The organism is Mesorhizobium sp. M1A.T.Ca.IN.004.03.1.1 (assembly GCF_003997555.1).
GTDB lineage: Bacteria > Pseudomonadota > Alphaproteobacteria > Rhizobiales > Rhizobiaceae > Mesorhizobium.
This window is the reverse complement of the sequence record NZ_RZTV01000004.1, coordinates 314684-341119: the sequence shown is the minus strand read 5'-3', so window position 1 is coordinate 341119 and position 26436 is coordinate 314684. Positions and strand designations below refer to the sequence as shown.

The window sequence follows — 26436 nt, the reverse complement described above, 5'->3', positions numbered from 1 at the left end:
CGCCATGCCGTCAACAACTCAGATCACAGTGCCACAGCTTGCCCGACTGGTCGGCCTGCCGGATGCACCTCGTCTCGTCGACGTACGCATCGACGACGACTTTCAAGCCGATCCGCGGCTGCTGCCGGCTTCTTACCGACGCGACTTCAGAACCGTCTCGACCTGGGCGGCCGACTTCTCCGGATCCAAGGTCGTGGTCATCTGCCAGCGCGGAGAGAAGCTCTCGCAAGGCGTTGCCGCGTGGCTGCGCCACGAGGGCATTCCGGCGGAATCGTTGGAAGGCGGTTTCGCGGCGTGGGCCGCCGTCAAGGCGCCGTTAGTCGCGGCCGACGCAATTCCGCCTCGCGATGGGAAGGGTCGCACCGTATGGGTCACGCGTTCCCGGCCGAAGGTCGATCGCATCGCCTGCCCCTGGCTGATCCGACGATTTGTCGATCCTGGCGCCGTGTTCCTGTTCGTCGACCCGGCCGAGGTGCCCCTGGTGGCGGATCGCTTCGCCGCGGTGCCCTTCGACATCGAAGGCGTGTTCTGGAGCCATCGCGGGGATCATTGCACCTTCGACACGATGATTGAGGAGTTCGGCCTGCGCACCGAGGCGCTCGATCGTCTGGCGCTGATCGTGCGCGGCGCGGATACAGCGCGTCTCGACCTGGTGCCGCAGGCTGCCGGGTTCCTCGCCGCGTCGCTCGGCCTGTCGCGCATGTTCCGCGACGACCTGGAACAGCTCGAAGCCGGCATGCTGCTCTATGACGCTTTCTTCCGCTGGTGCCGCGACGCCACGGACGAGACGCATAACTGGCCGGCCGGGGGTAAGCAACAATGACCGTGCTTGCCAAGGACAGCGCCGAGCAGCCGGCCGATGTCCCGGCTGTGCCGACCTTCAGTGATGCGACGCGGCTGTGGGCCAAGATCGGCCTGCTCTCTTTCGGCGGGCCGGCCGGGCAGATCGCCCTGATGCACAAGGAACTGGTCGAGGAGCGCCGCTGGATCGGCGAGGAGCGGTTCCTGCATGCTCTGAACTACTGCATGCTTCTTCCGGGTCCCGAGGCGCAGCAGCTTGCCGTCTATATCGGCTGGCTGCTGCACCGGACGGCCGGCGGCCTCGTCGCCGGGACATTGTTCGTGCTCCCGGGCGCACTGGTCATGCTTGCCCTGAGCAGTTTCTACATGCTCTACAACGACGCGCCGGTCATCGAGGCGCTGTTCTTCGGCATCAAGGCGGCGGTGCTGGCGGTCGTCGTCGAAGCGGTGATCCGCATCGGCAAGAGGGCGCTGAAGAACCGGGTCATGGTGGCCATCGCGGTGGCGGCCTTTCTTGCCATCTATGTCCTCAAGCTGCCGTTTCCACTGATCGTGCTTGCGGCGGGACTCATTGGCTGGGTCGGCAATCACTTTGCACCCGGGCTGTTTTCGGGTTCGGCGCATGGCAAGGGCAACGCCGCCGCCGACAGAGGCGGCGTGGTCGACCTGATGTTCGAGCGCGGCGAGCTCGGCCACACCGTGCCGACCAAATGGCACGCAGCCCGGACCATCGCCATCTGGCTGCCGATCTGGCTCGGACCGGTGGCGCTGATCGCCGTGCTGGCAGGGCCGGGGAGCGTATGGGCGCAGATCGGCGGCTTCTTCAGCCTGATGGCGGTCGTCACCTTCGGCGGCGCCTATGCGGTTCTTGCCTATGTCGCGCAAGCCGCGGTGACCTCGTTCGGCTGGCTTTCGCCCGGAGAAATGGTCGACGGGCTCGGACTTGCCGAGACGACGCCCGGACCGCTGATCCTGGTGCTGCAATTCGTCGGCTTCGCCGCCGCCTATCGCCATGCGGGTACGCTCAGCCCTCTGCTTGCAGGGTCGCTGGGGGCGGCGCTGACGCTCTGGGCTACCTTTGCGCCCTGCTTCTTCTGGATATTCCTCGGCGCGCCCTACATCGAGCAGCTGCGGCAGAACAAGGCGTTGTCGGCGGCGCTCGGTGCGATAACGGCAGCGGTCGTCGGCGTGGTGATGAACCTTGCGCTGTGGTTCGCGCTGCATGTCGTCTTCGGCAAAGTCGAGAGCGTCGGCTGGGGCGTCGAGGTTCCGGTCGTTTCCTCGCTCGACTGGCGCGCGGCGCTGCTGTCGGCGGCGGCGATGGTCGCCATGCTCAGGCTGAAGGCCGGCATGCTGCCGACGCTCGCGGCATCCGCGCTGGCGGGACTGGCTCTACAGGCATTGTGAATTGTTTCCAGCCGCAGCCAAGCGTGACCGAGAGCTATGTTTACAACTAACATGTCAGTATGCTACGCCTGCTCGCGGATTGATGAATGGAGAATTGCAGGTGGGTTCGCGCTTTGGTCTGTCGGTTGCGCTCACAACGCCCTTTGATGCAGCCGGGCGGATCGCCGTTCCGCTGATGACCGAGCATGCTAAGGCCTGTCTCGATGCTGGCTGCAGCAGCGTAACGCTGTTCGGCACCACCGGCGAAGGCGCTTCCGTCGGTACGGCGGAGCGGCAGGCGGTCATCGATGCCATGCTTGCGGCGGGAATACCCGCGGACCAACTCGTTGCAGGCGTGCTGGTCGATGCGGCGGAGGACGCTGCCGAGCAGTGCCGCCAGGCGTTGCAGCGCGGCGCCCGCAACATCCTTCTGGCGCCGCCGAGCTATTTCAAGAATGTCGGTGACGATGGGCTGTTCGGCTGGTTCGGCGCCGTGTTCGCCGCGCTCGGTCCGCTGGCCCGCGGCATGCTGCTCTACAACATCCCCTCGGTCACGACGGTGCAGCTGTCGCTCGACCTGATCGGCCGGCTTCGCGAGGCGTATCCGGGCGTGGTCGCCGGGGTCAAGGATTCCGGTGGAGACTGGGGCTACAGCGAAGCGCTGCTCAAGGCGCATGGCGACCTGATCATCCTCATCGGCGACGAACGGCATCTGGCTCCGGCGGTGCGGATCGGCGGCCAGGGCGCGATTTCCGGCATGGCCAATTTCGCCGCCGGCGAACTGCGCGCCATGATCGAGAGCGGACGCGACGACTCCCGCGTGGAAAGCTTCGTCCTCGAACTGCTCCGGCATCCGGTCATCCCGGCGGTGAAGGCCATGGTGGCGCGCCAGACCGGCGACGAACGCTGGCTGACGGTTCGGCCGCCGCTCGAGCCGGTAGCCTTGCAGGAACGGCAGCAGCTTGGCGCCGCTTACGACAGGCTGTTTGCGACACAGGCAGCCTGAACCGGCGAGGGCGCTGATCGGCATGGACGACACGAGCGAACCGGCAACCCTCAGGGAGAAGGCCTATGCCAGCTTCACGCGGCATCTGCTGGCCCGCGACCTCAGGCCCGGCCAGTTCGTTTCGCAGCGCGAGCTGGTCGCCTTCACCGGCCTGCCGCTCGGAGCCATCCGCGAGATCGTGCCGCGGCTCGAGGCCGAGGGGCTGCTGACCACGATACCGCAACGCGGCATGCAGATCGCGCATATCGACATCAGCCTGATCCGCGAGGCTTTCCAGTTCCGCCTGTTCATGGAGCGCGAGGCTGTCGCGCTGTTTGCCGTCAACGCGTCCGACGCCGAGATTGCGGGTCTGAGGCGCGAGCACGAGGACATGCTCGCCCAAGCGCTGGCGCAGACCCCGACCCCCGAAATGGAAGCCAAGGCCCAGAACATCGACTGGGCCATGCATGACACCTTCATCAGCGCGCTGGGCAACGAGATCATCGCCAAGGCCTATCTGGTCAATTCGGTGAAGATCCGGCTCATCCATCAGGAGCGGTTCCGCATCGACGGTCGCGTCGTGCCGGTCATGCGCGAGCATCTTGCGGTGATCGAGGCCCTGGAGAAACGCGATCCGGAGATGGCGGTTGAGGCGATCAGCCAGCACATCGACAATGCGCGCCGGCTGGCGCTGCAGATTTGAGGAAGCAAAACCGCGCCGCAATCGTGGTGGCGTAATCGACAACGACAACCGGGAGGAAGAAATGTCGTCCAATCCATTCAGTCCAACCAGAAGGCAGCTGCTCCAGGGAACCGCGGCTCTCGCCGCCACCGGCCTCGTCGGTCTTCGTCCGAGCTTCGCCGCGGGCGTCGACTGGAAGCGCTTTGCCGGCACGACGCTCGACGTCAACCTAGTCAAGAGCCCGCGCAGCGACACCATCCTGAAGAATCTCGCGGAGTTCGAGAAGCTGACCGGCATCAAGGTCAATGCCGAGGCGACACCCGAACAGCAGCAGCGCCAGAAGACGGTGATCGAGCTCAGCTCCGGCAAGCCGAGCTTCGACGTCGTGCATCTGAGCTACCATGTGCAGAAGCGCCAGTTCGAGAAGGGCGGCTGGCTGGCCGACATTTCCGGCTTCGTTGCCGATCCGGCCCTCACCGATCCAGGGCTGACCGAAAGCGACTTCGCCGAGGCGGGCATCCAGTTCGCCAAGGACGGCCAGGGCGTGCTGCGCTCGCTGCCGTTCTCGGTCGACTACTGGATCCTCTACTGGAACAAGGAGCTGTTCGACGCCAAAGGTATAAAATATCCCGAGAGCTTCGAGCAGCTGGTGGCCGCCGCTGAAGCGCTGACGGATCCCTCAAGCAACACCTTCGGTTTCGTCGCACGCGGTCTCAAGAACGCCAACACGCCGGTGTGGACGTCTCTGATGCTCGGCTACGACATGACGCCGCTCGGCAGCGACGGCAAGCTGCGCACCACCTCGCCGGAGGCGATCGAGGCTGCCGCCCTCTACCAGCGGCTGATGACCAAGGCCGCGCCTACCGGCGTCACCGGCTTCAACTGGGCCGAGGCGCAATCCGCCTTCCTGCAGGGCAAGATCGGCATGTGGTTCGATGGCGTGGGCTTCGCACCGCCGATGGAAAATCCGGAGAAGTCGCGGGTGGTCGGCAAGGTCGGCTATGGCGTCATGCCGAAGGGACCCAAGGCGCATGCCGCAGGCACGTTCGGCGACGGCATCGGTGTCACGTCCGCCAGCGCGAAGAAGGAAGCGGCCTATCTGTTCTGCCAGTGGGCGGTCTCTCCGGCCATGGGCGCGCGCCTGCTGCAGGCCGGCGCCGGCGTGCCGTTCCGCAAGTCGGTGCTGGAAGACCCCAAGGTGCGCGAAGGCGTCACCATGCCGCCGAGCTGGCTGGATGCCGTGGTCGGCTCAGGCAATATCAGCCGGCTGGCGCTGCCGGTCATCATCCCGGTCACCGAGTTCCGGGACATCTATGGCGTGGCGCTGACCAACATGATCGCCGGCGCCGATCCCGCCGACGAACTGAAGAAGGCCACCGATCAGTTCCAGCCGGTTCTCGACAGGAGCGAGCAAGGCTGATGTCCGCCATCGCCCCGGAACGCGCAGGGGTGACGACGCAAGCCGTCGAAGAGAGCCAGCCGATCCGGCTGGCTCCAAACTACTGGCCTTTCGTCATTCCTGCGCTCGTCGTCGTCGGCGCCGTGATCGTCTTTCCCTGGGCCTTCACGTTGTGGATGAGCGTCAACAGCTGGACGCTCGGCCAGTCGCGAAGCTTTGCCGGGATGGAAAATTATCTGCGCCTGGCGAGCGATCCGCGGTTCTGGGAATCGCTTTGGCATACCTTGATCTATACTTTCCTGTCGGTGGTCGCGCCGATGTTTTTCGGTACCGTCGCCGCGCTCATCTTCGACGCCAGGTTTGCCTTGCGCGGTCTGCTGCGCGGCGTCTTCGTGATGCCGATGATGGCCACACCCGTCGCCGTGGCATTGGTCTGGACCATGATGTTCCATCCGCAGCTCGGCGTGCTCAACTATCTCCTGTCGCTGGTCGGCATTCCGGCGCAGGAGTGGATCTTCAACGCCAACACCGTCATTCCTTCGCTGGTCGCGGTGGAGACCTGGCAGTGGACGCCGCTGGTGATGCTGATCGTGCTGGGTGGGCTGGCATCCGTGCCGCGCGAGCCGTTCGAAAGCGCCGAGATCGACGGCGCCAATGCCTGGCAGCAGTTCCGCTACCTCACCTTGCCGATGATCGCGCCGTTTCTGATGATCGCGGTCATCATCCGCACGATCGATGCGCTCAAGAGCTTCGATATCATCTACGCGATGACCCAAGGTGGGCCGGGCACGGCATCGGAAACAATCAACATCTATCTCTACAACACCGCCTTCTCCTATTACGACATGGGCTACGGCTCGGCCATGGCGGTGGTGTTCTTCATCGTCATCGTGGCCCTGTCCTTCATCCTCCTGATGCTGCGCCAGCGCTCGCAATGGGTCGACACGGAGGGCAAATAGGTGAGCTCGCGGCTGCTCAACAAGATAGGCCTGTTCTTCGCGGCGCTGGTGCTGGTCTCGCCGGCGATCCTGTTCTTCCTCTGGATGATCTCGCTGTCGCTGAAGTTCGAGATCGACAACGGCGCTTATCCGCCGATCCTGATCCCGGAGCGCTTCGCTTGGTCGAACTACGCAAAGGTGCTCGAGGAGAACAATTTCCTGCTCTATCTGTGGAACTCGGTGCTGGTGACCGGCACGGCGACGCTGCTGGCGCTGCTGATCGGAGTGCCGGCCGGCTATGGCATCGCCAGGCTCAAGGCGGAACGCTCGGCGATCGTCATCATGATCGCCCGCATGACGCCCGGGCTTTCCTATCTCATCCCGCTGTTCCTCCTGTTTCAGTGGCTGGGCATCCTCGGCACGCTCTGGCCGCAGATCATCATCCATCTGGTGGTGACGGTGCCGATCGTGGTCTGGGTGATGATCGGCTATTTCGAGACGACGCCGATGGAATTGGAGGAGGCCGCCAACATCGACGGCGCCAGTTCGTGGCAGGTGTTTCGCCTGGTCGCGCTGCCGATCGCCAAGCCCGGCATCGTCGTCGCCTTCATCCTGTCGATCATCTTCTCGTGGAACAACTTCGTCTTCGGCGTGGTGCTCGCCAGCCGCGAGACGCGGACATTGCCGGTCGCGGTCTACAACATGCTGTCCTACGAGCAGGTGAGCTGGGGGCCGCTCGCCGCCGCCGCGCTGGTGGTGACGCTGCCGGTGCTGGTGCTGACCATGTTCGCGCAACGGCAGATCGTCGCCGGGCTGACCGCCGGCGCGGTCAAGGGTGGCTGAGCGCCTGATCCGCCCTCATTCTTTCGGAGATACGCAATGGCATCGGTAAGCATCAACAACGTGCAGAAGGCTTTCGGAGCCACTCGGATCATCCACGATGTCAGCGTCGATATCGCCGATGGCGAGTTCGTCATCCTGGTCGGACCGTCGGGCTGCGGAAAGTCGACGCTGCTGCGCATGATCGCGGGGCTGGAAACGATCTCGGCCGGAAAGATCGCAATCGGCGAGCGCACCGTGAACAACCTCAGGGCACGGGACCGCAACATCGCGATGGTGTTCCAGAACTACGCGCTCTACCCGCACATGACGGTGGCGGACAATATGGGCTTCGCGCTCAAGATCAAGAAAGCCGATCCGGCCGATACCGCGAGCCGGGTGAAGCGGGCAGCCGGTATTCTCGGCCTCGAGAAGCTGCTCGACCGCTATCCGCGCCAGCTTTCCGGCGGCCAGCGCCAGCGCGTCGCCATGGGCCGCGCCATCGTGCGCGACCCGCAGGTGTTTCTGTTCGACGAGCCGCTCTCCAATCTCGACGCCAAATTGCGCGTGCAGATGCGCGGCGAGATCAAGGCGCTGCATCAGCGGCTCGGCACCACCACCATCTATGTCACGCACGACCAGATAGAGGCGATGACCATGGCCGATAAGATCGTCGTGCTGCACGACGGTCTGGTCGAGCAGATCGGCGCGCCGCTCGATCTCTACGACCGGCCGGCCAATCTGTTCGTTGCCGGCTTCATCGGCTCGCCGGCCATGAACTTCATCCACGGCCACATCGAGGAGGGCATCTTCCGCAGTGCCGGTGGGCTGACGTTGCCGCTACCGCAAGGCATCCGGCCGAGCGAAGCCGCGGGAAGGGAACTGGTCTACGGCATTCGTCCCGAGCATATCCGGGCGACCGGCCAGGGTCTCTCCGGCACAGTCACGCTCATGGAGGCGACCGGCTCGGAAATCTTCGCCACGGTCGACTGCGGCGGAGAGGTGATCTCCTGCCTTTTCCGCGAGCGGCTGGCGCTGAAGCAAGGCGAGAGCGTGCGGATCGAGATCGACCGCGCCTCGGCGCATCTGTTCGACGCCAAAACCGGCCGGCGCATCTGATTGCCCTGCCCGCGCTCTCACCGCGGCGGCCAGGGAGTGCTTGAGATTCGAGCGAACGGAAAGCAACGGGAGCCCAGTTGCAAGAAAATGCAACATGGGAGCATTGCAAAAGTCAGCCAACCATTTGATTTAGTTGGTGATCCCGACAGGAATCGAACCTGTGACCTACAGATTAGGAATCTGCCGCTCTATCCTACTGAGCTACGGGACCACGCGGCCCGACACATAAACGCTTCGGGCCGGTTCGCCAAGAGGCGTTACCGGCCGATCGGCGGCAATCGGCCGGGAAGGTCGCCTCCGTGCAAAGCGGTCAGGCGGCCAGCGCCGTCTCCGCCAACCTCACCCAATAGCTCATGCCGTGCGGGATGACCTCGTCGTTGAAGTCATAGGCCGGATGGTGAAGGCCGGCGGTGTCGCCGTTGCCGATGAAGATGAAGGCGCCGGGGCGCGCTTCCAGCATGTAGGAAAAATCCTCACCGCCCATCACCGGCTGAATGGCGCGGTGGACATTCGCGTCGCCGGCGACGCCGGCGGCAATATCGCTGGCGAAGGCCGTCTCTTCCGGATGGTTGAAAGTGACGGGATAGTTGGGGTCGTAGTCGACCTCGATCGTCGCGCCGAAGGCTGATGCCAGGCCAGCGCAAATGGCGCGGATTTTCTCTTCCGCTTTCCTGGCCACTTCCTTTTTCAGCGTGCGCACCGTGCCCGCGATCTCGGCTTTTTCCGGTATGACGTTGTAGGCATCGCCGGCATGGAATTTGGTCACCGACACGACGACGGCCTCGACCGGATCGGTGCTGCGTGAAGCAATGGTTTGCAAAGCGCTCACCAAGTGGCTGGTAATTACGATCGGGTCGATCGTGGCATGCGGCATCGCCGCATGGCCGCCATGCCCCTTGACGGTGATGGTGAATTCGGCGGTCGCCGCCATGATCGGGCCGGGCTTGATGGCGAACTCGCCCACGGGCAGGCCGGGCATGTTATGCATGCCGAACACCTTCGAGATGCCGAAGCGTTCCATCATGCCGTCCTTGACCATTTCGTTGCCGCCGCCGCCGCCTTCCTCGGCGGGCTGGAAGATCACCGCCACGGAGCCGACGAAATTGCGCGTTTCTGCGAGGTATTTGGCTGCGCCGAGCAGCATGGCGGTGTGGCCGTCATGGCCGCAGGCATGCATTTTGCCGGGAACGCTCGACGCGTAAGGCTTGCCGGTGATCTCGTTGATCGGCAAAGCGTCCATGTCGGCGCGCAGGCCGATGGCCGGACCCTCGCCCTTACGGCCGCGGATGATGCCGACGACGCCGGTTTTGCCGAGGCCGGTCACAACCTCGTCGCAACCGAAAGCCTGCAGCTTGTCGGTGACGAAGGCGGCGGTCTGGAAAACGTCGAAGTTCAGTTCCGGCGTCTGGTGCAGATGGCGCCGCCAGCCCGCGACTTCTTCCTGCATTTCCGCGGCACGGTTGAGAATTGGCATAATCGTTCCATTTCTTTGTTGGGGCAGGCAATTCAGGGCCGCTGCCCGGCAAGTGTGATCGTCTGGCGCTTTGCCATTTTGACGTCACATAGGGTAAATAGCACCGCATAATGCGGCCCGGAGTCGAGGGTCGGTCCGCAGTATGCTGGCCATCGCGCAGCGAAATCTTACGGAGCCAGCGGCAACTACGGCAAGAGGCGATTTCGGAATTGATCATGCGGCAAAGGCATTTCCTCAACCTATTGCTTGCGGGGGCGCTGGCGCTGCCGATGCTTTCCGGCACTGCGCGCGCCAATCCGGTGGTGCTGTTCGACCTGAATAGCGGCAAGGTGCTGGAGCATCAGGACGCCTTCAAGCGCTGGTATCCGGCCTCGCTGAGCAAGCTGATGACGGCCTATGTGGCGTTCCGAGCGATCGCCGCCGGCGAGGTGGCGCTCGATTCACCGATCAAGGTGACGAAACATTCGGCCGGCGAGCCGCCGAGCAAGATGGGCTTCAAGCCCGGATCGGTCATGCGGCTCGACAATGCGCTGAAGATGATGCTGGTCAAGTCGGCCAACGACATCGCGATGGCCGTCGGCGAGAACATCGGCGGATCGCAGGCCGCCTTCGCCGACCGCATGAATGCCGAGGCCGCCAGGCTCGGCATGGTCGGAACGCATTTCGTCAACCCGAATGGGCTGTTCTCGCCGGACCAGTACACGACCGCGCGCGACCTCGCCGTCCTGGTGACGGCGCTTCGCAACGACTTCCCGCAATATGCGCCGTGGTTCTCCATCGAGGGTCTTGCCGTCGGTAAGAAGGCGATCCCGAACTACAATCTGCTGATCGGGCGCTATCCCGGCGCCGACGGGATGAAAACCGGCTTCGTCTGCTCCTCGGGCTTCAACATGATCGGCTCGGCGACGCGCGATGGCCGCACACTGGTTGCCGTGGTGCTCGGCGAAAAATCCGCCATCAGCCGCGCCGAAGCGGCGGCGAAGCTGCTCGACCAGGGTTTTGACGCTCCGGCGGCCGGGTCGACGACGCTCGCGGCGCTCAAGCCCTATGGCGACACGCTGTCGCCCAACGACCTGCAGGACGAGATCTGCAAGAAGAAGCCGAAGGAACAGCAGTCGGAGGCAGCGCCTGCCGTCGCCGCCAAGGACAAGGCCAAATCGCCCTATCAGGTGAAACTCGATCACCCGACGCTGATCGCGGTCGGCCTTGGCGGGGCCACCGGGCCGGCGCCCAAGGCTTTCGTCGACCAGACCGATCAGAACTATGCCGATGTGCCGCTGCCCAGTTGGCGGCCCGACAAGCCTCTGCCGGCCGGCGCCACACCCGCCGCAACCGCTGCCGCTGCAGCGCAGGGGGATCAGCCGGCCAAGGCGGCAAACTCGCCGTGACCGGGCGCAGCGGCTTTCCCATACCCGTCTCGGTGCTCACCGGCTTTCTCGGGGCCGGCAAGACGACGCTGCTCAACCGGTTGCTCAAGGATCCGGCGCTTGCCGACACAGCCGTCATCATCAACGAGTTCGGCGAGGTGGCGATCGACCATCTGCTCGTCGAGCAAGCCTCAGACGGCATCATCCAGCTTTCCGACGGCTGCCTTTGCTGCACGGTGCGCGGCGAACTCGTCGATACGCTGGCCGACCTCGTCGACCGGCTGCAGACCGGACGCATCGCCAGGCTGGCGCGCGTCGTGGTCGAAACCACCGGCCTTGCCGATCCTGCACCGGTGCTGCAGTCGATCATGGCGCATCCGGCGCTGGTGCAGGCTTTCCGGCTCGACGGCGTCATCACGCTGGTCGACGGCGTCAACGGGGCGGCCACGCTCGATAACCATGTCGAAGCGGTGAAGCAGGCGGCCGTCGCCGACCGCATCGTGCTGACCAAGACCGATCTCGCCGAGGCAAGCGACGTCGAGGCCCTGCGGGCGCGACTTCATCAGATAAATCCGAGCGCGGTCCTGCTCGACCTCAATGGTCCCGCTACCGGGGCAGCGTCGCTTTTCGATTGCGGCCTCTACAATCCCGAGACCAAGAGCGCCGACGTGCGGCGCTGGCTCGGAGAGGAGGCGGCGCATGATCATCATCACCACGACGATGGTCATGATCACGCCCCCCATCATCATGATCACCGCCACGACGGCCGCGTGCGCTCCCACTCGCTCGTCCATGACGGGCCGGTGCCGTTCTCGGCGATCGAGATGTTCCTCGATTTATTGCGCTCGACGCATGGCGAGAAACTGCTGCGCATGAAGGGCGTCATCGAAGTTCAGGAGGATCCGTCACGCCCGCTGGTGATTCACGGCGTGCAGAAGATCCTGCATCCGCCGGCCAGGCTGCCGTCGTGGCCGGACGGACGGCGCGGCACGCGGCTGGTGCTGATCACGCTCGACATGCCGGAAGATTATGTCCAGCGGCTGTTTTCCGCCTTCACCAACAAGCCGTCGATCGACACGCCCGACCGGGCGGCGCTCGAGGCAAATCCGCTGGTGATCGCCGGGCTGTAGCTGCAGAGATCCGATTGACCTATGCCGCGCCGCCGCGCTCGACCAGGAAGCGATGGCCGCCGTCGACCGCCGCGGTCTCGATCAATTGGTGGCCGGCATCGGCGCAGAACGCTGGAATGTCGATCACGGCCAACGGGTCGGTGGTTTCCAGCCACAGACGGCTGCCAGGCCGCATCGCGGCCAGGCGCTTGCGCGCCTTCAGCACCGGCAGCGGGCAGTTCAGCCCCTTCAGATCGTAGGTAGCGGCGGATCCGGCCAAGATCGAGAAATCTCAGCCGCCGAACATGCCGAGCAGTTTCTTCTTCAGCTTCGAGACCGTGCCTTCGTCGGCACTTGCCGCCTGCTGCGTTTCCGGCGCCGGTTGCGCGGAAGCCGCCTCGACGCCTGCGGTGACCACCGGCTGCTGGGCCGCCTGCTTGGCGGCTTCCTTTTCGGCCAGGGCCTGCGCCTTGGCAGCTGCCTTTTCAGCCTGCGCTTGCGCCTTGGCGGCCTTGGCCGCCTCGATCGCCGCCAGCCGCTGCTCCTCGGCCTTGCGCTTGGCCTCCTTCTCCGCGTCGAGCGCGGCCATCTTGCGGCCGAGCGGGGAATCGATGCGGCCCATCCGCGTCGTCTCGGTTACCGAGCCGTCGGCATTCATCGACGGCGGGTCGATCGGCACGCGCTCGCCGCGGGCGCGGCGCTTGGACCAGTCGGAAACGATGCTGGCTTCCTTGATGCCGGCGATGGCCGGCTTAGGCGGCAGTATGCTTCCCTTGACCGCGGAGTTAAAGGCAGCGTCGTAGCGCTTTTCGTAGTCGGCGTAGGCCGTTTTCAACGAATCAGGCTGTGTCATTGCCGGGCAGGCGCCTGTCGGGTCGAAAGTGGTGCCTTCTGGCGCTACTTGATTGAAGACGTAGCGCTTATCGCAGACGTCGACTTTCGGCGGCACCTTGGTGATCTCGAAATTGTCGTAGCCGACCTTCAGCATCTTCCAGAACTCGTAGTTCGGGTCGTTGCGGTAGCGCGCCATGTTGGCGGCGGTCATGCGGAACGGGAAGGCTTGGATCTGGAACTCGGTCTGGCCACCCTGGAAGGCATCGCGGCCGAAAGCATAGATCTGCTCGATCTGGGCATCGGTCATCGAATAGCAGCCGGACGAGGAGCAGGCGCCGTGCACCATCAAATTGGAGCCGGTGCGGCCGTTGGCCCTGTCATAGGCGTTGGGATAGCCGATGTTGAAGGACAGATGGTAGTTCGAGCGCGGATTCATCTGCGACGGACGCACCGTGTAGAAGCCTTCCGGCGCCTGGCGGTCGCCCTCGGTGTATTTGGGGCCGAGCTTGCCCGACCATTTGCAGATGTCGTAGCTGGCGACGAGATCGTAGCGGCCGTTGGTCTTGGCTTTCCAGATCTCCAGCTTGCCTTCTTCCTTGAAGATGCGCGCCATCACCGAGGAGGTGCGCACCATGCCCTTGGCCTTCATGTCGGCGAGGATCTTATCCGGCAGGGGCTTGTTGGCCTCCGGCGCAAAATCCTTCATCGACGAATCATTGCAGCCGGCGATGCCTATCGCGGCGACAAGGACTCCGGTGCGGGCAAGCTTGGCAAACATCGATACGGCTTTGTCTTTTCTCTCAGGCCAACGGCCTCGGCATGGCCGGCCCGCAGGCTCAACACCAATGGACCGTAAGCCCGTTAACCTTGAAAATTCCTTACCGCAAGCAATAGCCAACCCCTCGCGGATATTTTCATTGAGCCGAATGCGGCGGCATTTTTGTGGCGAAATTGTTAATCGCCGCCATAGTTGCGGCGAACGGCCGAATTAAACGGGTGGCGCTGGGGCAGACTCACGTGCTTTGTTTTCATGCATGTCGTTTTCGCAAAACCACTGGACAGTTTTGCGCGACATGCATTAAAGGCTGCGGCCCATCGCTAAATATTTCTCGCGGCGCTGCTCGCGGAAATCGGTGTTGGCGCCGGCAAAGTCCTTCATCGTCTTGGCGATCAGATCGCCGGTGGCGGCAATCACCGTTTCCGGCGCACGCTGGGCGCCGCCCATCGGCTCGGGAACGATGGCATCGATGATCTTCATTTCGAGAAGATCCTGGGCGGTGATCTTCATGTTGGTCGCCGCGTCCTTGGAACGGGTGGTGTCGCGCCAAAGAATAGAGGCCGCGCCCTCGGGCGAGATCACCGAATAGATGGCATGCTCAAGCATGTAGACGCGGTTGGCGGTGGCGATCGCGATGGCGCCGCCGGAGCCGCCTTCGCCGATGACCACTGAGATCGACGGCACTTTGAGCGCTAGGCAGGCTGAGGTCGAGCGCGCAATGGCCTCGGCCTGACCGCGTTCCTCGGCGCCGACGCCGGGATAGGCGCCGGCGGTGTCGACCAGCGTCAAAAGCGGGATCTTGAAGCGGTCGGCAAGCTCCATCAGCCGAACCGCCTTGCGGTATCCCTCGGGCCGTACCGAACCGAAATTGTGCTTGATGCGGCTTGCCGTGTCGGAGCCCTTCTCCTGGCCGATCACCGCCACCGGCTCGCCGCGGAAACGGGCAAAACCGCCGACGATCGCCTGGTCGTCGCCGAAATTGCGGTCACCGGCCAACGGCGTGAAATCGCTGAACAAGCCCTTGATGTAGTCGAGGCAGTGCGGCCGGTCCGGATGGCGGGCCACCTGGACCTTCTGCCAAGGGGTGAGCGCCTTGTAGAGATCGCGCAGCGCATCGCGCGAACGCTTCTCCAGCCTGCCGATCTCGTCGGCGACATCGACCGCCTCGCCGTTCTCCGCGAGCTTCTTCAGCTCAAGGATCTTGAGTTCCAGATCCTGCACCGGCTTTTCGAAATCGAGGTAATTATACATGCTGGGGCGGACCGATCCGTCGGAAGGCAATGGCTGGCGGAACCCTGGAAATGCTGGCTCCGGGCGGTGGAACGTCGCCCTCACATAGCGGTATGAAGCCTAGTCGGCAAGCGGATGATGATCGTTGACCAGCCGCACCAGCCGCTCCTCCAGCACATGAGTGTAGATCTGCGTGGTGGAGATATCGGCGTGGCCAAGCAGTTGCTGCACGGCCCTGAGATCCGCACCGTTCTGCAGGAGGTGGCTGGCGAAGGCGTGGCGCAGGACATGCGGCGAGATCTTGGTCGAGGCGATGCCGGCCCGCGCCGCCAAGCCTTTGAGATCGCGTGCGAAAACCTGCCGGGAGAGATGACCGCTGTCGGAAGAGGCTGGGAACAGGAACGGGCTATCGGCGTAGGCCGGCACCTCCGCCCTGGCGGCAAGCCACGCCCGCATCGCGGCGCGCGCCTTGGCCGACAGCGGCACCATGCGCTCCTTGTCGCCCTTGCCGCGCACCATGAAGAAACGGTCGTCGCGCAGCGCCACCGTCACCGGCAGACCGACAAGCTCGGAAACGCGCAGGCCCGTGGCATAGAGCACCTCGACCAGCGCGTGCAGGCGCAGCGTCGCCAACCGGTCGCCGTCGGGCGCGGCCCCGCCCGCCTCCTCGGCCGCGCGGTCGACCAGGCGGCCCGTCTCAGCCTCGGTCATGGTCTTCGGCAGCGGCCGGCCCTTCTTCGGGCTGTCCAGGGTGCCGGTCGGGTCGTCGCCGCGCAGGCCCTCGGCATAGAGGAATTTGAAGAATTGGCGGATCGCCGACAATTTGCGCGCCTGCGAGGTCGGCGCGAAGCCACGCGCCGCGATGTCGTCCAGATAGGCGCGGATGTCGGCGGCTGCCGCTCCGGCCAGGCCGCCACCGATAGCTTCGGAGGCGTCTTCGAGGTCGCGTCGGTAGGAAGAAAGCGTGTTCTCGGCCGCACCCCGCTCGGCGCTCATCATCTCCAGAAAGGCTTCGATGCGGGCCGCGCTGTTCATTTGGCCGGGTCAGTTCTTCTTCGGATTGAGCTTTTCCGCGGGAATGCGCACGCTCATTTCGGCCTTTTTCGGCTCCACGAACATCGCCAGCGCGAACATCGCGCCATAAGCGACGCCTGCAAGAACCGCTAGCGTCACGACAAAGCGAAACAATGTCGGCATTCAGTCTTCGCCCGTCTTCTTGTTCTGCGATTCCAAACCCTGTGCCCTTATGGGACGCCATTCCGGCCAATTCAAGGACGAAGGGCTCGGGCAGAGGATTTGTCGAGGAAGCTTCTCGACGGAAGAGGGGCGATCTGGCCCGCCTGCGGCGGCCTGCTTGACGCAAACGGGCTTTTGATGTCGATACGGCGCAAAGAGGGTTCCGCATGAACGCGCTGCCAGCAAATCCGCCGGACGAAGGCCGTGTCGCGCTGCTCGAGCGGCTCGGCAGCCGCTCGATCGTCTTCGTCGGCCTGATGGGCGCCGGCAAGACCGCAATCGGCCGCAAGGTGGCGACAATGCTTTCCCTGCCCTTCATCGACAGCGACCAGGAGATCGAGAGCGTATCGCGCATGACCGTGCCGGAGCTGTTCGAGCGTTACGGCGAACCTGAGTTCCGGGCGCTGGAGCAGCGGGTCATCTTGCGTCTGCTCGAAAACGGCCCGCAGGTGCTTTCGACCGGCGGCGGCGCCTTCATGAACGCGCAGACGCGCGAGGCGATCGATGCGCATGGCGTCTCGGTCTGGCTGAAGGCCGATCTCGATCTCCTGATGGAGCGGGTTTCGAAGAAGCAGAACCGGCCGCTGTTGAAGAATCCGGATCCGCGCGGCGTGCTGGAGAAGCTGATGGGCGAGCGCTACCCGGTCTATGCCACCGCCGACCTCACGGTTTCGACCCGCGACGACCGCAAGGAAGTCATCGCCAGCGAGGTGGTATGCGCGCTTTGCGCTTACCTTGGGATCGCGCCAATCGCCACCAGTGACGACGAGGTGGAGCCTTGAGCCATAGCGAACCGGTGAAGGTCGAGGTCGGACTCGGCGACCGTGCCTATGACATACTTATCGGGCCCGGCCTGCTTTCCGGCTCAGGAACCGAAATCGCAGGCCGCCTTCCCGCCACGCGTGCGGCCATCGTCACCGACGAGAACGTCGCCGCAGCGCATCTCGAAACGCTGCAGGCCGGCCTGGAAAAAGGCGGCATCGAGGCCGCCGTCATCACCCTGCCGGCCGGTGAAAAGACCAAGAGCTTCACCCACCTCGAAGAGGTCGTCGACGGCGTGCTCGCCGCCAAGCTCGAACGGCGCGATGTCGTCGTGGCACTTGGCGGCGGCGTCATCGGCGACCTTGCCGGCTTCGCCGCCGGCATCGTGCGGCGCGGGATGAACTTCGTGCAGGTGCCGACATCGCTGCTGGCGCAGGTCGATTCTTCCGTCGGCGGCAAGACCGGTATCAACAGCGCGCGCGGCAAGAACCTTGTCGGGGTCTTCAACCAGCCAAAACTGGTGCTTGCCGATACCGGCGTGCTCGACACTTTGCCGATCCGCGAATTCCGCGCCGGCTATGCCGAGCTCGCCAAATACGGGCTGATCGACCGTCCCGGCTTCTTCGCCTGGCTGGAGGAGAACTGGCAAAAGGTGTTCGCCGGCGGCCCGGAACGGACCGAAGCCATCGCCGAGGCTTGCCGCGCCAAGGCCGATGTGGTCGCCCGCGACGAGTTCGAGACCGGCGACCGCGCGCTGCTCAATCTCGGCCACACATTCGGCCATGCGCTCGAAGCCGCCACGAATTATGACGGTGCCCGTCTCGTCCATGGGGAGGGGGTCGCCATCGGCATGGCGCTGGCGCACCGCTTCTCGGCGCGTCTCAATCTAGCGAGCCCGGACGACGCGGAGCGCGTCGAGGCGCACCTTCGCGCCGTCGGCCTGCCCTGGCGGATGGCCGACATAGCGGGCCAACTGCCGGATGCCGAGACGCTGCTTGGCTTCATCACCCAGGACAAGAAGGTGTCGCGCGGCGCGCTTACCTTCATCCTGACGCGCGGCGTCGGCCAGGCCTTTATCGCCAAGGACGTGCCGCCCTCCGAAGTGCTGTCCTTCCTCAAGGCGAGCCATCCCGGATGATCGACTTCGGCTGGATCGCCGCAGCCGTCCTTGCCGCCGTGATCGTGCTGGCGTTTCTCTTGCGCACGCGGCTCTTCGCGGCGCTCGGCTACAGTCTGCGGCCGATCGAACCGACGGAGCCCGAGCAGGATGAGCCGGACGAGAACGGCGACGAGACCCGCCGCAGCGGGCAGGCGCGCGAGGATCGCAACCGGCTGGGCGCGCTTTTCGAACTCGAGGAGCTCGAGGTTTCGGACGTGATGGTCCACCGCACCAACATGCGCTCGGTCAACGCCGACGATCCGCCGGAAATGGTGGTGCGCGAGATTCTGCAGAGCCCGCATACCCGCATGCCGCTCTGGAAAGGCTCGCTCGACAACATCGTCGGCGTGCTGCATGCCAAGGATCTGCTGCGGGCGCTCAACGAGGTCGGCAACGACTTTTCCAAGATCGACGTGACAAAGATCGCGTCGAAGCCATGGTTCGTGCCCGACACCACCACCTTGCAGGATCAGCTCAACGCCTTCCTGCGGCGCAAGGCGCATTTCGCCATCGTCGTCGACGAGTATGGCGAGATGGAAGGGCTGGTGACGCTGGAAGACATCATCGAGGAGATCGTCGGCGAGATCGCGGACGAGCACGATGTCGACATGCAAGGCGTCAAGCAGGAGGCCGACGGCTCGGTCGTCGTCGACGGCACGGTGGCGATTCGCGACCTCAATCGGGCGCTCGACTGGGATCTGCCGGACGAGGAGGCGACGACGATCGCCGGTCTGGTCATTCACGAGACGCAGACGATCCCAGACGAGAAGCAGGCCTTCACCTTTCACGGCAAGCGTTTCGTGGTGATGAAGCGCGACAAGAACCGCATAGCAAGGTTGAGGATCCGGCCCGCCGGCGAGGGTTAGGGTGTGCCGAGGTCAGACCCGCCTGCAGACGGCGGCTTCCTGCGTCTCGGAGGTCAAAGTTCCTTCGTCGAGCGCTCGCTGAGCACGGCGCCGGTTTCGGCATCCATTGCCGCCAGGCTAACGTCATAACCCCATAGGCTCCGGATGTGGCGCAAGGTCGCGTCGCGGCTTTCGTCCTCTAGCTGGATGCCGTCCTTGACCTTGTGCTGCAGCCGCAAATGCCGGTCTCCCAGAAGATCCACGTCGACCACCTGGATGTCGGGCCGGCTCGCCCCTACATCGTAGCTTCGGGCCAGCGCGGACCGTATCTTGCTGTAGCCGCGCTCATTATGGATCGAGGCGACCTCGTAATGCGGCTCGTCGGCGCCGTCGGCCAGCACGAAGAGCCGCCATTTCCGGATCAGAGCGGGGCTCAGATACTGGCGGATGAAGGATTCGTCACGGTGGTTGGCCCAGGCATCGAGCAAGGTGTCGCGCCAGTCGCCACGGCCGGCGATGTCCGGAAACCAATCTCGGTCCTCTGCGGTCGGCTCGGTCGAGATGCGCTGGATGTCCTGCATCATGCCGAGGCCCAGCGCATAGGGATTGATGCCGGAATAACGCGGGTCGTCATAGGCCGGCTGAAAAACCACGTTCGAATGGTTTCGCAAGATCTCGAGCATGGCGCCTTCGCTGATGCGGCCGCGATCGAAAAGCATGTTCATCAGCGTGTAGTGCACAAAGGTGGCGCAGCCTTCGTTCATCACCTGGGTTTGCCGCTGCGGGTAAAAATATTGCGCAATCACCCGTACGATCCTGATGATCTCGCGCTGCCAGGGCTCAAGCACCAGGCTGTTCTTCTCGAGGAAGTAGAGCAGGTTCTCCTCGGGCAGATTGAGCGATTTCTTCCGCTCGGCCAAGCTTTCATCCCCTGCCTCCGGCTTGTTCTTGTCCTGCGCGGTCGGCAGTGTGCGCCACAGATCATTGTAGGAACGCTCCTCATATTCGAGGCGCTCGCGAAGGCCTTCGCGCTGCTGTTCCGACGACAGCTTCGGCGGCCGATGGTAGCGGAACACCCCTTGCTCCATCAGCGCGTGGGCGGCATCGAGCACCGCCTCGACGGCCTGCAGTCCGTGCCGTTCCTCGCATCGGGCGATGTAGCCCTTGGCGAAGTCCAGATAGCTAAGGATGCCTCCGGCGTCCGTCCATTGCCGGAAGAGATGATTGTTTTTGAAGAAATGGTTGTGGCCAAGCGCGGCATGGGCGGTCACCAGGGCCTGCAAGGCCATGGTGTTTTCTTCCATGAGGTAGACGATGCAAGGGTTGGAGTTGATGACCAGTTCATAGGCCAGACCGCGCGCGCCCTTGCGGTAGAGAAGCTCGTTGTAGAGGAAATGCTTGCCGAACGACCAATGCCGATACATCAGCGGCATGCCGACCGAGGAATAAGCGTCGAGCATCTGTTCGGAGGAAATGACCTCCATCTGCACCGGATAGATGTCGAGGTGAAGCTCTTCGACCCCGATCGCCTCGATCTCGTCGTAAACCCGAGACAGTTTCGCAAAATCCCAGTCCGACCCGGAAAATAACAGTTCGGATTTGCGCGCCTGATTGACCATCGGCCTATGTCCCATCCGCCCGCGTTCTCACGCGCTCTTGCGCAGACTAGGCTGCCTTGCGAAGAGCTCGCGAAAAACCGGATAGATATCGGCGGGAGCCGCGATGCGCCTCATCTGGAAATTCGGCCACTTTCCGTCGACCGCGTTGTAGGCGCGCCAGAGCGACGTTCCGTTCTCGGTGGAGCCGAAAATGTGGCTTTCGCGTTCGTCGATGATTTCCACATAGGCGAAATACTGGCACAGGCGCATGAGCTTGCGGTCGAGGAGTTCTATGCAGCGCTCGGAATCGGTGGCGAAGTTGTCGCCGTCGGAAGCCTGAGCGGCATAGATATTCCATTCCGCGACCGGATAGCGCTGCTCTATGATGCGGTGCATTTCCTCGAGCGCCGTCGAGACGACGGTACCGCCGCTCTCGGTGTGGTAGAAGAAGGTGTGCTCATCCACCTCCTTGGCCTCATGGGTGTGGCGGATGAAAACGATGTCCGTCCTTTCGTAGCGCCGCGTCAGGAACAGATGCAGCAGCACGAAAAACCGTTTGGCCAGATCCTTCTCGCGCTCTCCCATCGATCCTGACACGTCCATCAGGCAAAACATGACGGCGCTGGCATTCGGCACCGGCTGGGGGTCGAAGCGGTTGAACCGAATGTCGACCGGATCGACATAGGCGATCCGCCTGCGCCGGCGTTCAAGCCGATCAACTTCCTCGCGCAGAGCAGCGATGCGTTCGCGCGTTGCCTCGGTTGGCGGCTTCGCTTCCAACTCGGCGATCTGCGTTGAGATGGCGTCCAGCTCCGCCTGCTTGGGACGCCTGAGCGCGATGCGGCGGCCGTGGCTGTTTCGCATGGTGCGTCCGACATTGACGTTGGTCGGCGCCCCGCTTGCCGTGAAGCCCGCCCGTCTTGGCTTGAAGCTCAGTATCTGCTTGAGATTGAGCTTGACCAGATCGGGCAGTTCGAGATCTTCGAAGAAGAGGTCGAGCACTTCCTCGCGCGACAGCACGAAGCGAAAGTCATCCTCGGATTGCTTGGTTCCCGGCGCCGAAGAGCCAGTGCCGCCGCCGCCAGGCTTGGGTATCAGATCACCGGGACTGAACGATTTGTTGCCGGGCAGTATGTGCTGGCGCTGCCCACTGTCCCTGGCGTCGCTGAAGGTCGGTTCGCTGGTGCCTTTGCGGGGCATCGGCACGGCATGCTCGCGGTCGACCTCGGCGATACGGCCTGTCCGGACATGGTCGCGGATGCTGCGCTTGAGCTCTTCCCGAGCGCGCTTGAGGAAGCGCTGGCGATTGCTCAGGCTCTTGTCCTTCGGATTCAGGCGGCGGTCGATGAAGATCGGCATGCGAACCCTTCGGGCTTTGGTCAGCCAGCCTTGTTCACGCGCATGTACCAGTCGACCAGCCGGCGCACCTGCCGCTGAGTGTAGCCGCGCTCCACCATCCGCTGCACGAATTCGTTGTGCCGCTTCTCGGTGACGCTGTCCTGCTTGGAGCCGAAGCTGATCACCGGCAACAAATCCTCGACCTGACCGAACATGCGCTTCTCGATCACTTCGCGAAGCTTTTCATAGCTCGTCCAGGACGGATTGCGGCCATGGTTGCGCGCCCGGGCGCGCAAGGTGAACTTGACCACCTCGTTGCGGAAGTCCTTGGGATTGGCGATGCCGGCCGGCTTTTCGACCTGCGACAATTCCTTGTCCAGGACCTCGCGATTGAGGATCTGGCCGGTATCGGGATCCTTGTAGTCCTGATCCTCGATCCAGGCATCGGCATAGGCGATGTAGCGATCGAAAAGGTTCTGGCCGTACTCGCTATACGATTCCAGGTAAGCCTTCTGGATCTCGTGGCCGATGAACTCGGCGTAGCGCGCTGCAAGTTCCGATTTGATGAACTCAAGGTACGCGGCTTCGGTTTCCTTCGGGAATTGCTCGCGTTTGATCGCCTCCTCGAGGATGTACATCAAGTGCACGGGATCGGCTGCGACCTCCTTGGTGTCGTAGTTGAAAGTCTGCGACAGAATCTTGAAGGCGAAGCGCGTGCTGACCCCGGTCATGCCTTCGTCGACGCCGGCGGCATCGCGATATTCCTGGACCGACTTCGCCTTCGGGTCGATCTCCTTGAGGTTCTCGCCGTCATAGGCGCGCATCTTGGTGTAGAGCGGCGAGTTCTCGTGCTCGGCAAGCCGGGTCGAGACGGTGAAACGGCTGAGGATGTCCAGCACTTCGGGCGCGCAGGGACTGTTCGCCAGATCGCTCTCGCGCAAAAGTTTCTCGTAAATCTGCCTCTCTTCGGTGATGCGAAGGCAGTACGGAACCTTGACCACGAGGATGCGGTCGAGGAAGGCCTCATTGTTCTTGTTGTTCTTGAATTGCTGCCATTCCGATTCGTTGGAATGGGCAACGACGATGCCCTGATAGGGGAAGGAGCCGAAATTCTCGGTGCCGTTGTAGCTGCCTTCCTGGGTTGCCGTCAGCAACGGGTGCAGGACCTTGATTGGCGCCTTGAACATCTCGACGAACTCGAGCAGGCCCTGCGTCGTCCGGTTCAAGCCGCCGCTGTAGGAGTAGGCATCCGGATCGGATTGGCTGAAATGTTCCAACTGCCTGATGTCGACCTTGCCGACCAGAGCCGAGACATCCTGGTTGTTCTCGTCGCCGGGCTCGGTCTTGGCGATGGCGATCTGACGCAGACGCGATGGCGACAGCTTGACCACGCTGAATTTGGAAATGTCGCCGGACAGTTCGTCGAGCCGTTTGGCCGCCCACGGCGAGATGAGCCCATTCAGGCGGCGGCGGGCTATCCCGTATTTGTCTTCCAGCAGATCGCCCATCCGATCGGGATGGAAAAGGCCAAGCGGCGATTCGAATATAGGGCTGATCTGGTTGCCAACCTTTAGCGTGTAGATCGGGCGCTGTTCCATAAGCTTCTTCAGCCGTTCGGCAAGCGAGGACTTGCCGCCGCCGACCGGCCCGAGCAGGTAAAGGATCTGCTTGCGCTCCTCGAGACCCTGCGAGGCATAACGGAAATATCCGGCGATGCGCTCGATCGTATCCTCCATTCCGTAGAAATCGGAGAAGGAGGGGTACACCTTGATGGTCCGGTTCGAGAAGATGCGCCCGAGCCGCTCATCCTTGCTGGTGTCGACCAGATTGGGCTCGCCGATGGCCTCGACCATTCGTTCGGGCGCCGAGGCATACATGGATTTGTCTTCGCGGCAGCCAAGCAGATACTGCTGGAGGCTCATCTCTTCCTGGGCCGCGTTGGAATATATCTCCGAAAACAGATCGAAGACGTCGGATTGGTTCTCTCGCATGATATTCTGCCCTCAGAGCCGCTCTGGTTGCCAGTCGGCCAGTCGGCTCGTCTCGTATTCAACTGCCGGAAAGCATTGTGGTTCCCTCATATGAGAGAGAGCGCCTGCAATCGGGCATTGACGACTCACAGCACCCGATGCGGACGGAATGCTCACCCATGATGATTAGGTGGTGATGGCCGGGAGAGCTTCAAGGAAAATCTTAGGTTTTCCACTCACATGTCGTGGTCGGGAACGTAGAGGCAGAAGGAATGCTGAGAATTCGCGTCGCCTCCGGGCTTACACTCGTGAAAGAACTCGTCACGCGAACGCCTGATCCGACGATCGGAGTAGGGAATGAGCTCTCCGGTGGAGAGCTGGTACCCATATTTCGTTTCCTTCACGTCGGCCGCGGGTGCTTGGTAGCAGTCCATTCCCGAGCAGCATGAGCTGTCATACTGCCAGCCCGTGGGCGCCTGATGCGCAGCCGCCGGAGCCGAAAGGAATAGCGCCAGCGCAATTGCCGGAAACAGGCGCAGAGGTTCCGAACGGCTTGTGCGCCGATTGGGCGGCGCGGATGGAGGTCGATACGTCTTCCTCATTGGTGGTCACCGTTCGGAAGCGTCGGCCGAGGGCATCGGTCCTTCGGTCCGACTAGCAATCCGCCCAGCATGGACGAGGCCAGGGCCGGGCCTGCATCAAACCGCCAGATCAGGCAAATGTTCCATGGTGCTTCCCCGGGCGGCGGAGCGCGCCGGCCCATGCAACCGCGGCCCACGATCGCGCGGCCCGGCTACGGGCAGGGGAACCAAAGTCGCCCTATTCGACGGCGGCGCCTATTGGCATATGGCGATTCAACCACCGCTTCGGGGAGAACGGCGATGCGCTGACTGCCGCCGTCATGGCTTTCCTGAAGGCGAGGGTCGCCTGAACGCGCCGGCACTCCTGAAACTGGATCACGTCAAAGTCGTTGACCGGACATTGCGGCATGAACACTTGTCGGCTCAATTGTCCGGGGACAATCGGACGAGAGGGAACGCGATGAATGGCGCCGATGTGCTTTGCGATGTGCTGCTGGCGAATGGCGTGAATGTCTGCTTTGCCAATCCCGGTACCTCGGAAATGCACTTCGTCGCCGCGCTCGACCGCAAGCCGGAGATGCGCTGCGTGCTCGGTCTTGCCGAGGGTGTGGTGACGGGTGCCGCCGACGGCTACGCCAGGATGACCGACCGCCCGGCCGCGACGCTGCTCCACACCGGCCCCGGATTGGCCAATGGCCTGGCCAACATCCACAATGCCCGGCGCGCCCGCGTGCCGATGATCAACATCGTCGGCGACCATGCCTCCTATCACCTGCCGCTCGACGCGCCGCTCACCAGCGACATTGAAGGTCTCGCCGCGCCGATGTCGAACTGGGTCCGCCGCATCGCCGGTCCGGCCGACGTCGCGCCGGCCGCGCAGGCGGCTTTTCGCGCTTCGCTGACGCCTCCCGGCATCGCTACGCTGATCCTGCCGGCGGATGCGGCGTGGGGAGAGGCCAGTCCGCTCCTGTCGGCCAAGGTAGAGCTTGCGGCGCCGCCTTCGGTCGATGCAGCTATCGTGCGCAAGATTGCCGGAGCCATTCGCGTCGCGCCCGGTCGCGTCGGCATGATCCTGCGTGGGCCGGCCGCGCGTGAGGATGCCTTGGAAATCGCCGGACAGATATCGGCGGTTTCGGATGTCCGGCTGTTCAGCGACGTTCTGATCGCCCGGATGCAGCGCGGCCGGGGCCGCGTTGCGCCTACCCGCGTTCCATATCCGATCGACTCCGCGCGCACCCTCCTTGCCGACATCGATCTCCTGATCCTCGTCGGAGCCAGTGAACCGGTGGCGTTCTTTGCCTATCCCGGAAAGCCGGGCCGGCTTGTGAGCGAAGGCTGTGAAGTGATGTCGTTGGCCGAGCATGGCGAGAATTTGAAGGCGGCACTCGCTGCGCTTCGCGACGAACTGGGCATCAAACCGTCGCAGCCGGTGCCCGTCGCCACGGCCTTTCCCAATGAGCCGGCCCCGCGCGGCAAGCTGACGGACGACGCGGTTGCACTTTCGGTAGCCCGGAAGCTGCCGGAGAATGCGATCGTCTGCGACGAGGCCGTCACCTAGGCGCGGCGCTATTTTGCGCTCTCGGCCTTTGCCGCCCCGCACGATTACATGATGGGCACAGGCGGATCGATCGGCGGCGGCATTCCAATGGCGACTGGCGCGGCCATCGCCTGTCCTGGCCGCAAGGTGCTGAATCTGGAGGCGGACGGCAGCGGCATGTACACGGTGCAGGGATTATGGACCCAGTCGCGGGAAAAGCTCGACGTGGTGACGATCGTCTTTTCCAACCGGACCTACGCCATCCTGCACGGCGAGATGCGCAATGTCGGGGTGAACGCGATCGGCGAGAATGCCAGGCGAATGCTCGACCTTGATCAGCCGGCTCTGGACTGGGTTTCGCTGGCAAGCGGCATGGGGGTGGAAGCAGCCCGCGCTGACACATGCGAGCGCTTCGACGCGCTGCTCGACAGCGCGCTGTCGCGTCCGGGGCCGTTCCTCATCGAAGCGGTGATCTGAGCGGCCCCCGGC

General features: G+C 63.6%; 22 protein-coding genes, 1 tRNA gene and 1 pseudogene. 14 read left to right on the top strand and 10 right to left on the bottom strand.

Annotated features, from left to right (window positions below):
• Positions 1-4 precede the first annotated feature (4 nt).
• The 8 genes from EOD29_RS15570 to ugpC all read left to right on the top strand — a co-directional run bounded on the left by EOD29_RS15570 (position 5) and on the right by ugpC (position 8129).
• Complete coding sequence (locus EOD29_RS15570; RefSeq protein WP_095799864.1) at positions 5-823, top strand: sulfurtransferase/chromate resistance protein; 819 nt, start codon at positions 5-7, stop codon at positions 821-823.
• Positions 820-2208, top strand: coding sequence for a chromate efflux transporter (gene chrA / locus EOD29_RS15565; protein ID WP_127247144.1), 1389 nt, complete (start codon positions 820-822; stop codon positions 2206-2208). The genes EOD29_RS15570 and chrA overlap by 4 nt, the downstream gene beginning before the upstream one ends.
• A 100-nt stretch (positions 2209-2308) precedes the next feature.
• Positions 2309-3193: a dihydrodipicolinate synthase family protein gene (locus tag EOD29_RS15560; RefSeq protein ID WP_127247143.1), complete on the top strand. Its 885-nt coding sequence runs from the start codon at positions 2309-2311 to the stop codon at positions 3191-3193.
• A 22-nt stretch (positions 3194-3215) separates the two neighbouring features.
• Positions 3216-3875: a GntR family transcriptional regulator gene (locus tag EOD29_RS15555; protein WP_127247142.1), complete on the top strand. Its 660-nt coding sequence runs from the start codon at positions 3216-3218 to the stop codon at positions 3873-3875.
• Between the two features lie 61 nt (positions 3876-3936).
• Positions 3937-5274, top strand: a complete 1338-nt coding sequence (locus EOD29_RS15550) for a sugar ABC transporter substrate-binding protein (protein WP_127247141.1) — start codon at positions 3937-3939, stop codon at positions 5272-5274.
• On the top strand, positions 5274-6212 hold the full coding sequence (locus tag EOD29_RS15545; RefSeq protein ID WP_095799868.1) for a sugar ABC transporter permease: 939 nt from the start codon (positions 5274-5276) through the stop codon (positions 6210-6212). Before EOD29_RS15550 ends, EOD29_RS15545 begins: the two co-directional genes overlap by 1 nt.
• A complete protein-coding gene (locus tag EOD29_RS15540) occupies positions 6213-7034 on the top strand; it encodes a carbohydrate ABC transporter permease (protein ID WP_127247140.1) in 822 nt (273 codons plus the stop codon).
• 36 nt (positions 7035-7070) lie between these two features.
• Positions 7071-8129, top strand: a complete 1059-nt coding sequence (gene ugpC, locus EOD29_RS15535; RefSeq protein ID WP_066990385.1) for a sn-glycerol-3-phosphate ABC transporter ATP-binding protein UgpC — start codon at positions 7071-7073, stop codon at positions 8127-8129.
• A 134-nt stretch (positions 8130-8263) separates the two neighbouring features.
• Here ugpC and EOD29_RS15530 read toward each other — a convergent pair.
• Positions 8264-8340 (bottom strand) — tRNA-Arg (locus EOD29_RS15530).
• 99 nt (positions 8341-8439) lie between these two features.
• Positions 8440-9603: a M20 aminoacylase family protein gene (locus EOD29_RS15525; protein ID WP_127241630.1), complete on the bottom strand. Its 1164-nt coding sequence runs from the start codon at positions 9601-9603 to the stop codon at positions 8440-8442.
• A 215-nt stretch (positions 9604-9818) separates the two neighbouring features.
• On the opposite strand from EOD29_RS15525, the gene EOD29_RS15520 reads away from it, so the two are divergent.
• Both EOD29_RS15520 and EOD29_RS15515 read left to right on the top strand, forming a co-directional pair.
• Positions 9819-10991: a D-alanyl-D-alanine carboxypeptidase family protein gene (locus EOD29_RS15520; protein ID WP_095779385.1), complete on the top strand. Its 1173-nt coding sequence runs from the start codon at positions 9819-9821 to the stop codon at positions 10989-10991.
• Positions 10988-12100 (top strand): GTP-binding protein, encoded by a 1113-nt coding sequence (locus EOD29_RS15515; RefSeq protein ID WP_127247139.1) that lies wholly within the window; start codon positions 10988-10990, stop codon positions 12098-12100. The genes EOD29_RS15520 and EOD29_RS15515 overlap by 4 nt, the downstream gene beginning before the upstream one ends.
• Before the next feature lie 19 nt (positions 12101-12119).
• Here EOD29_RS15515 and EOD29_RS15510 read toward each other — a convergent pair whose 3' ends face one another.
• The 5 genes from EOD29_RS15510 to EOD29_RS15490 form a co-directional block, all read right to left on the bottom strand.
• Positions 12120-12359 carry a sulfurtransferase TusA family protein gene (locus EOD29_RS15510; RefSeq protein ID WP_066990371.1) on the bottom strand — a complete coding sequence of 80 codons (240 nt, stop codon included), beginning with the start codon at positions 12357-12359 and terminating at the stop codon, positions 12120-12122.
• A 12-nt stretch (positions 12360-12371) separates the two neighbouring features.
• Entirely contained in the window at positions 12372-13691 is a 1320-nt protein-coding gene (locus EOD29_RS15505) for a murein L,D-transpeptidase family protein (RefSeq protein ID WP_127247138.1), read from the bottom strand.
• Positions 13692-13991: 300 nt separating this feature from the next.
• Positions 13992-14942, bottom strand: a complete 951-nt coding sequence (locus EOD29_RS15500) for an acetyl-CoA carboxylase carboxyltransferase subunit alpha (protein ID WP_067319192.1) — start codon at positions 14940-14942, stop codon at positions 13992-13994.
• A gap of 99 nt (positions 14943-15041) precedes the next feature.
• Positions 15042-15956 (bottom strand): site-specific tyrosine recombinase XerD, encoded by a 915-nt coding sequence (locus EOD29_RS15495; RefSeq protein WP_127247137.1) that lies wholly within the window; start codon positions 15954-15956, stop codon positions 15042-15044.
• Between the two features lie 9 nt (positions 15957-15965).
• Positions 15966-16118, bottom strand: a complete 153-nt coding sequence (locus tag EOD29_RS15490) for a histidine kinase (RefSeq protein WP_066990358.1) — start codon at positions 16116-16118, stop codon at positions 15966-15968.
• Between the two features lie 206 nt (positions 16119-16324).
• Here EOD29_RS15490 and EOD29_RS15485 point away from each other — a divergent pair, with 206 nt between their 5' ends.
• The 3 genes from EOD29_RS15485 to EOD29_RS15475 are packed head-to-tail and all read left to right on the top strand — an operon-like array spanning position 16325 to position 18944.
• Positions 16325-16939, top strand: a complete 615-nt coding sequence (locus tag EOD29_RS15485; RefSeq protein ID WP_127217381.1) for a shikimate kinase — start codon at positions 16325-16327, stop codon at positions 16937-16939.
• Complete coding sequence (gene aroB, locus EOD29_RS15480) at positions 16936-18057, top strand: 3-dehydroquinate synthase (protein WP_127247136.1); 1122 nt, start codon at positions 16936-16938, stop codon at positions 18055-18057. Before EOD29_RS15485 ends, aroB begins: the two co-directional genes overlap by 4 nt.
• Complete coding sequence (locus tag EOD29_RS15475) at positions 18054-18944, top strand: transporter associated domain-containing protein (protein ID WP_067319184.1); 891 nt, start codon at positions 18054-18056, stop codon at positions 18942-18944. Before aroB ends, EOD29_RS15475 begins: the two co-directional genes overlap by 4 nt.
• 53 nt (positions 18945-18997) lie before the next feature.
• Here EOD29_RS15475 and EOD29_RS15470 read toward each other — a convergent pair whose 3' ends face one another.
• Genes EOD29_RS15470 through EOD29_RS15460 form a run of 3 tightly spaced genes read right to left on the bottom strand, consistent with a single transcriptional unit; the run spans position 18998 to position 23850 of the window.
• Positions 18998-20542, bottom strand: a complete 1545-nt coding sequence (locus EOD29_RS15470) for a SpoVR family protein (RefSeq protein ID WP_066990347.1) — start codon at positions 20540-20542, stop codon at positions 18998-19000.
• 27 nt (positions 20543-20569) lie between these two features.
• Positions 20570-21880 (bottom strand): YeaH/YhbH family protein, encoded by a 1311-nt coding sequence (locus EOD29_RS15465; RefSeq protein WP_066990345.1) that lies wholly within the window; start codon positions 21878-21880, stop codon positions 20570-20572.
• 20 nt (positions 21881-21900) lie between these two features.
• The gene (locus EOD29_RS15460; protein WP_066990342.1) at positions 21901-23850 is read right to left on the bottom strand and encodes a PrkA family serine protein kinase; all 1950 of its coding nucleotides are present in this window, start codon (positions 23848-23850) and stop codon (positions 21901-21903) included.
• Positions 23851-24870: 1020 nt separating this feature from the next.
• Between EOD29_RS15460 and EOD29_RS15455 the strand changes: the two are divergent.
• Positions 24871-26424 (top strand): annotated as a pseudogene (locus EOD29_RS15455) (acetolactate synthase large subunit).
• Positions 26425-26436: the final 12 nt, after the last annotated feature.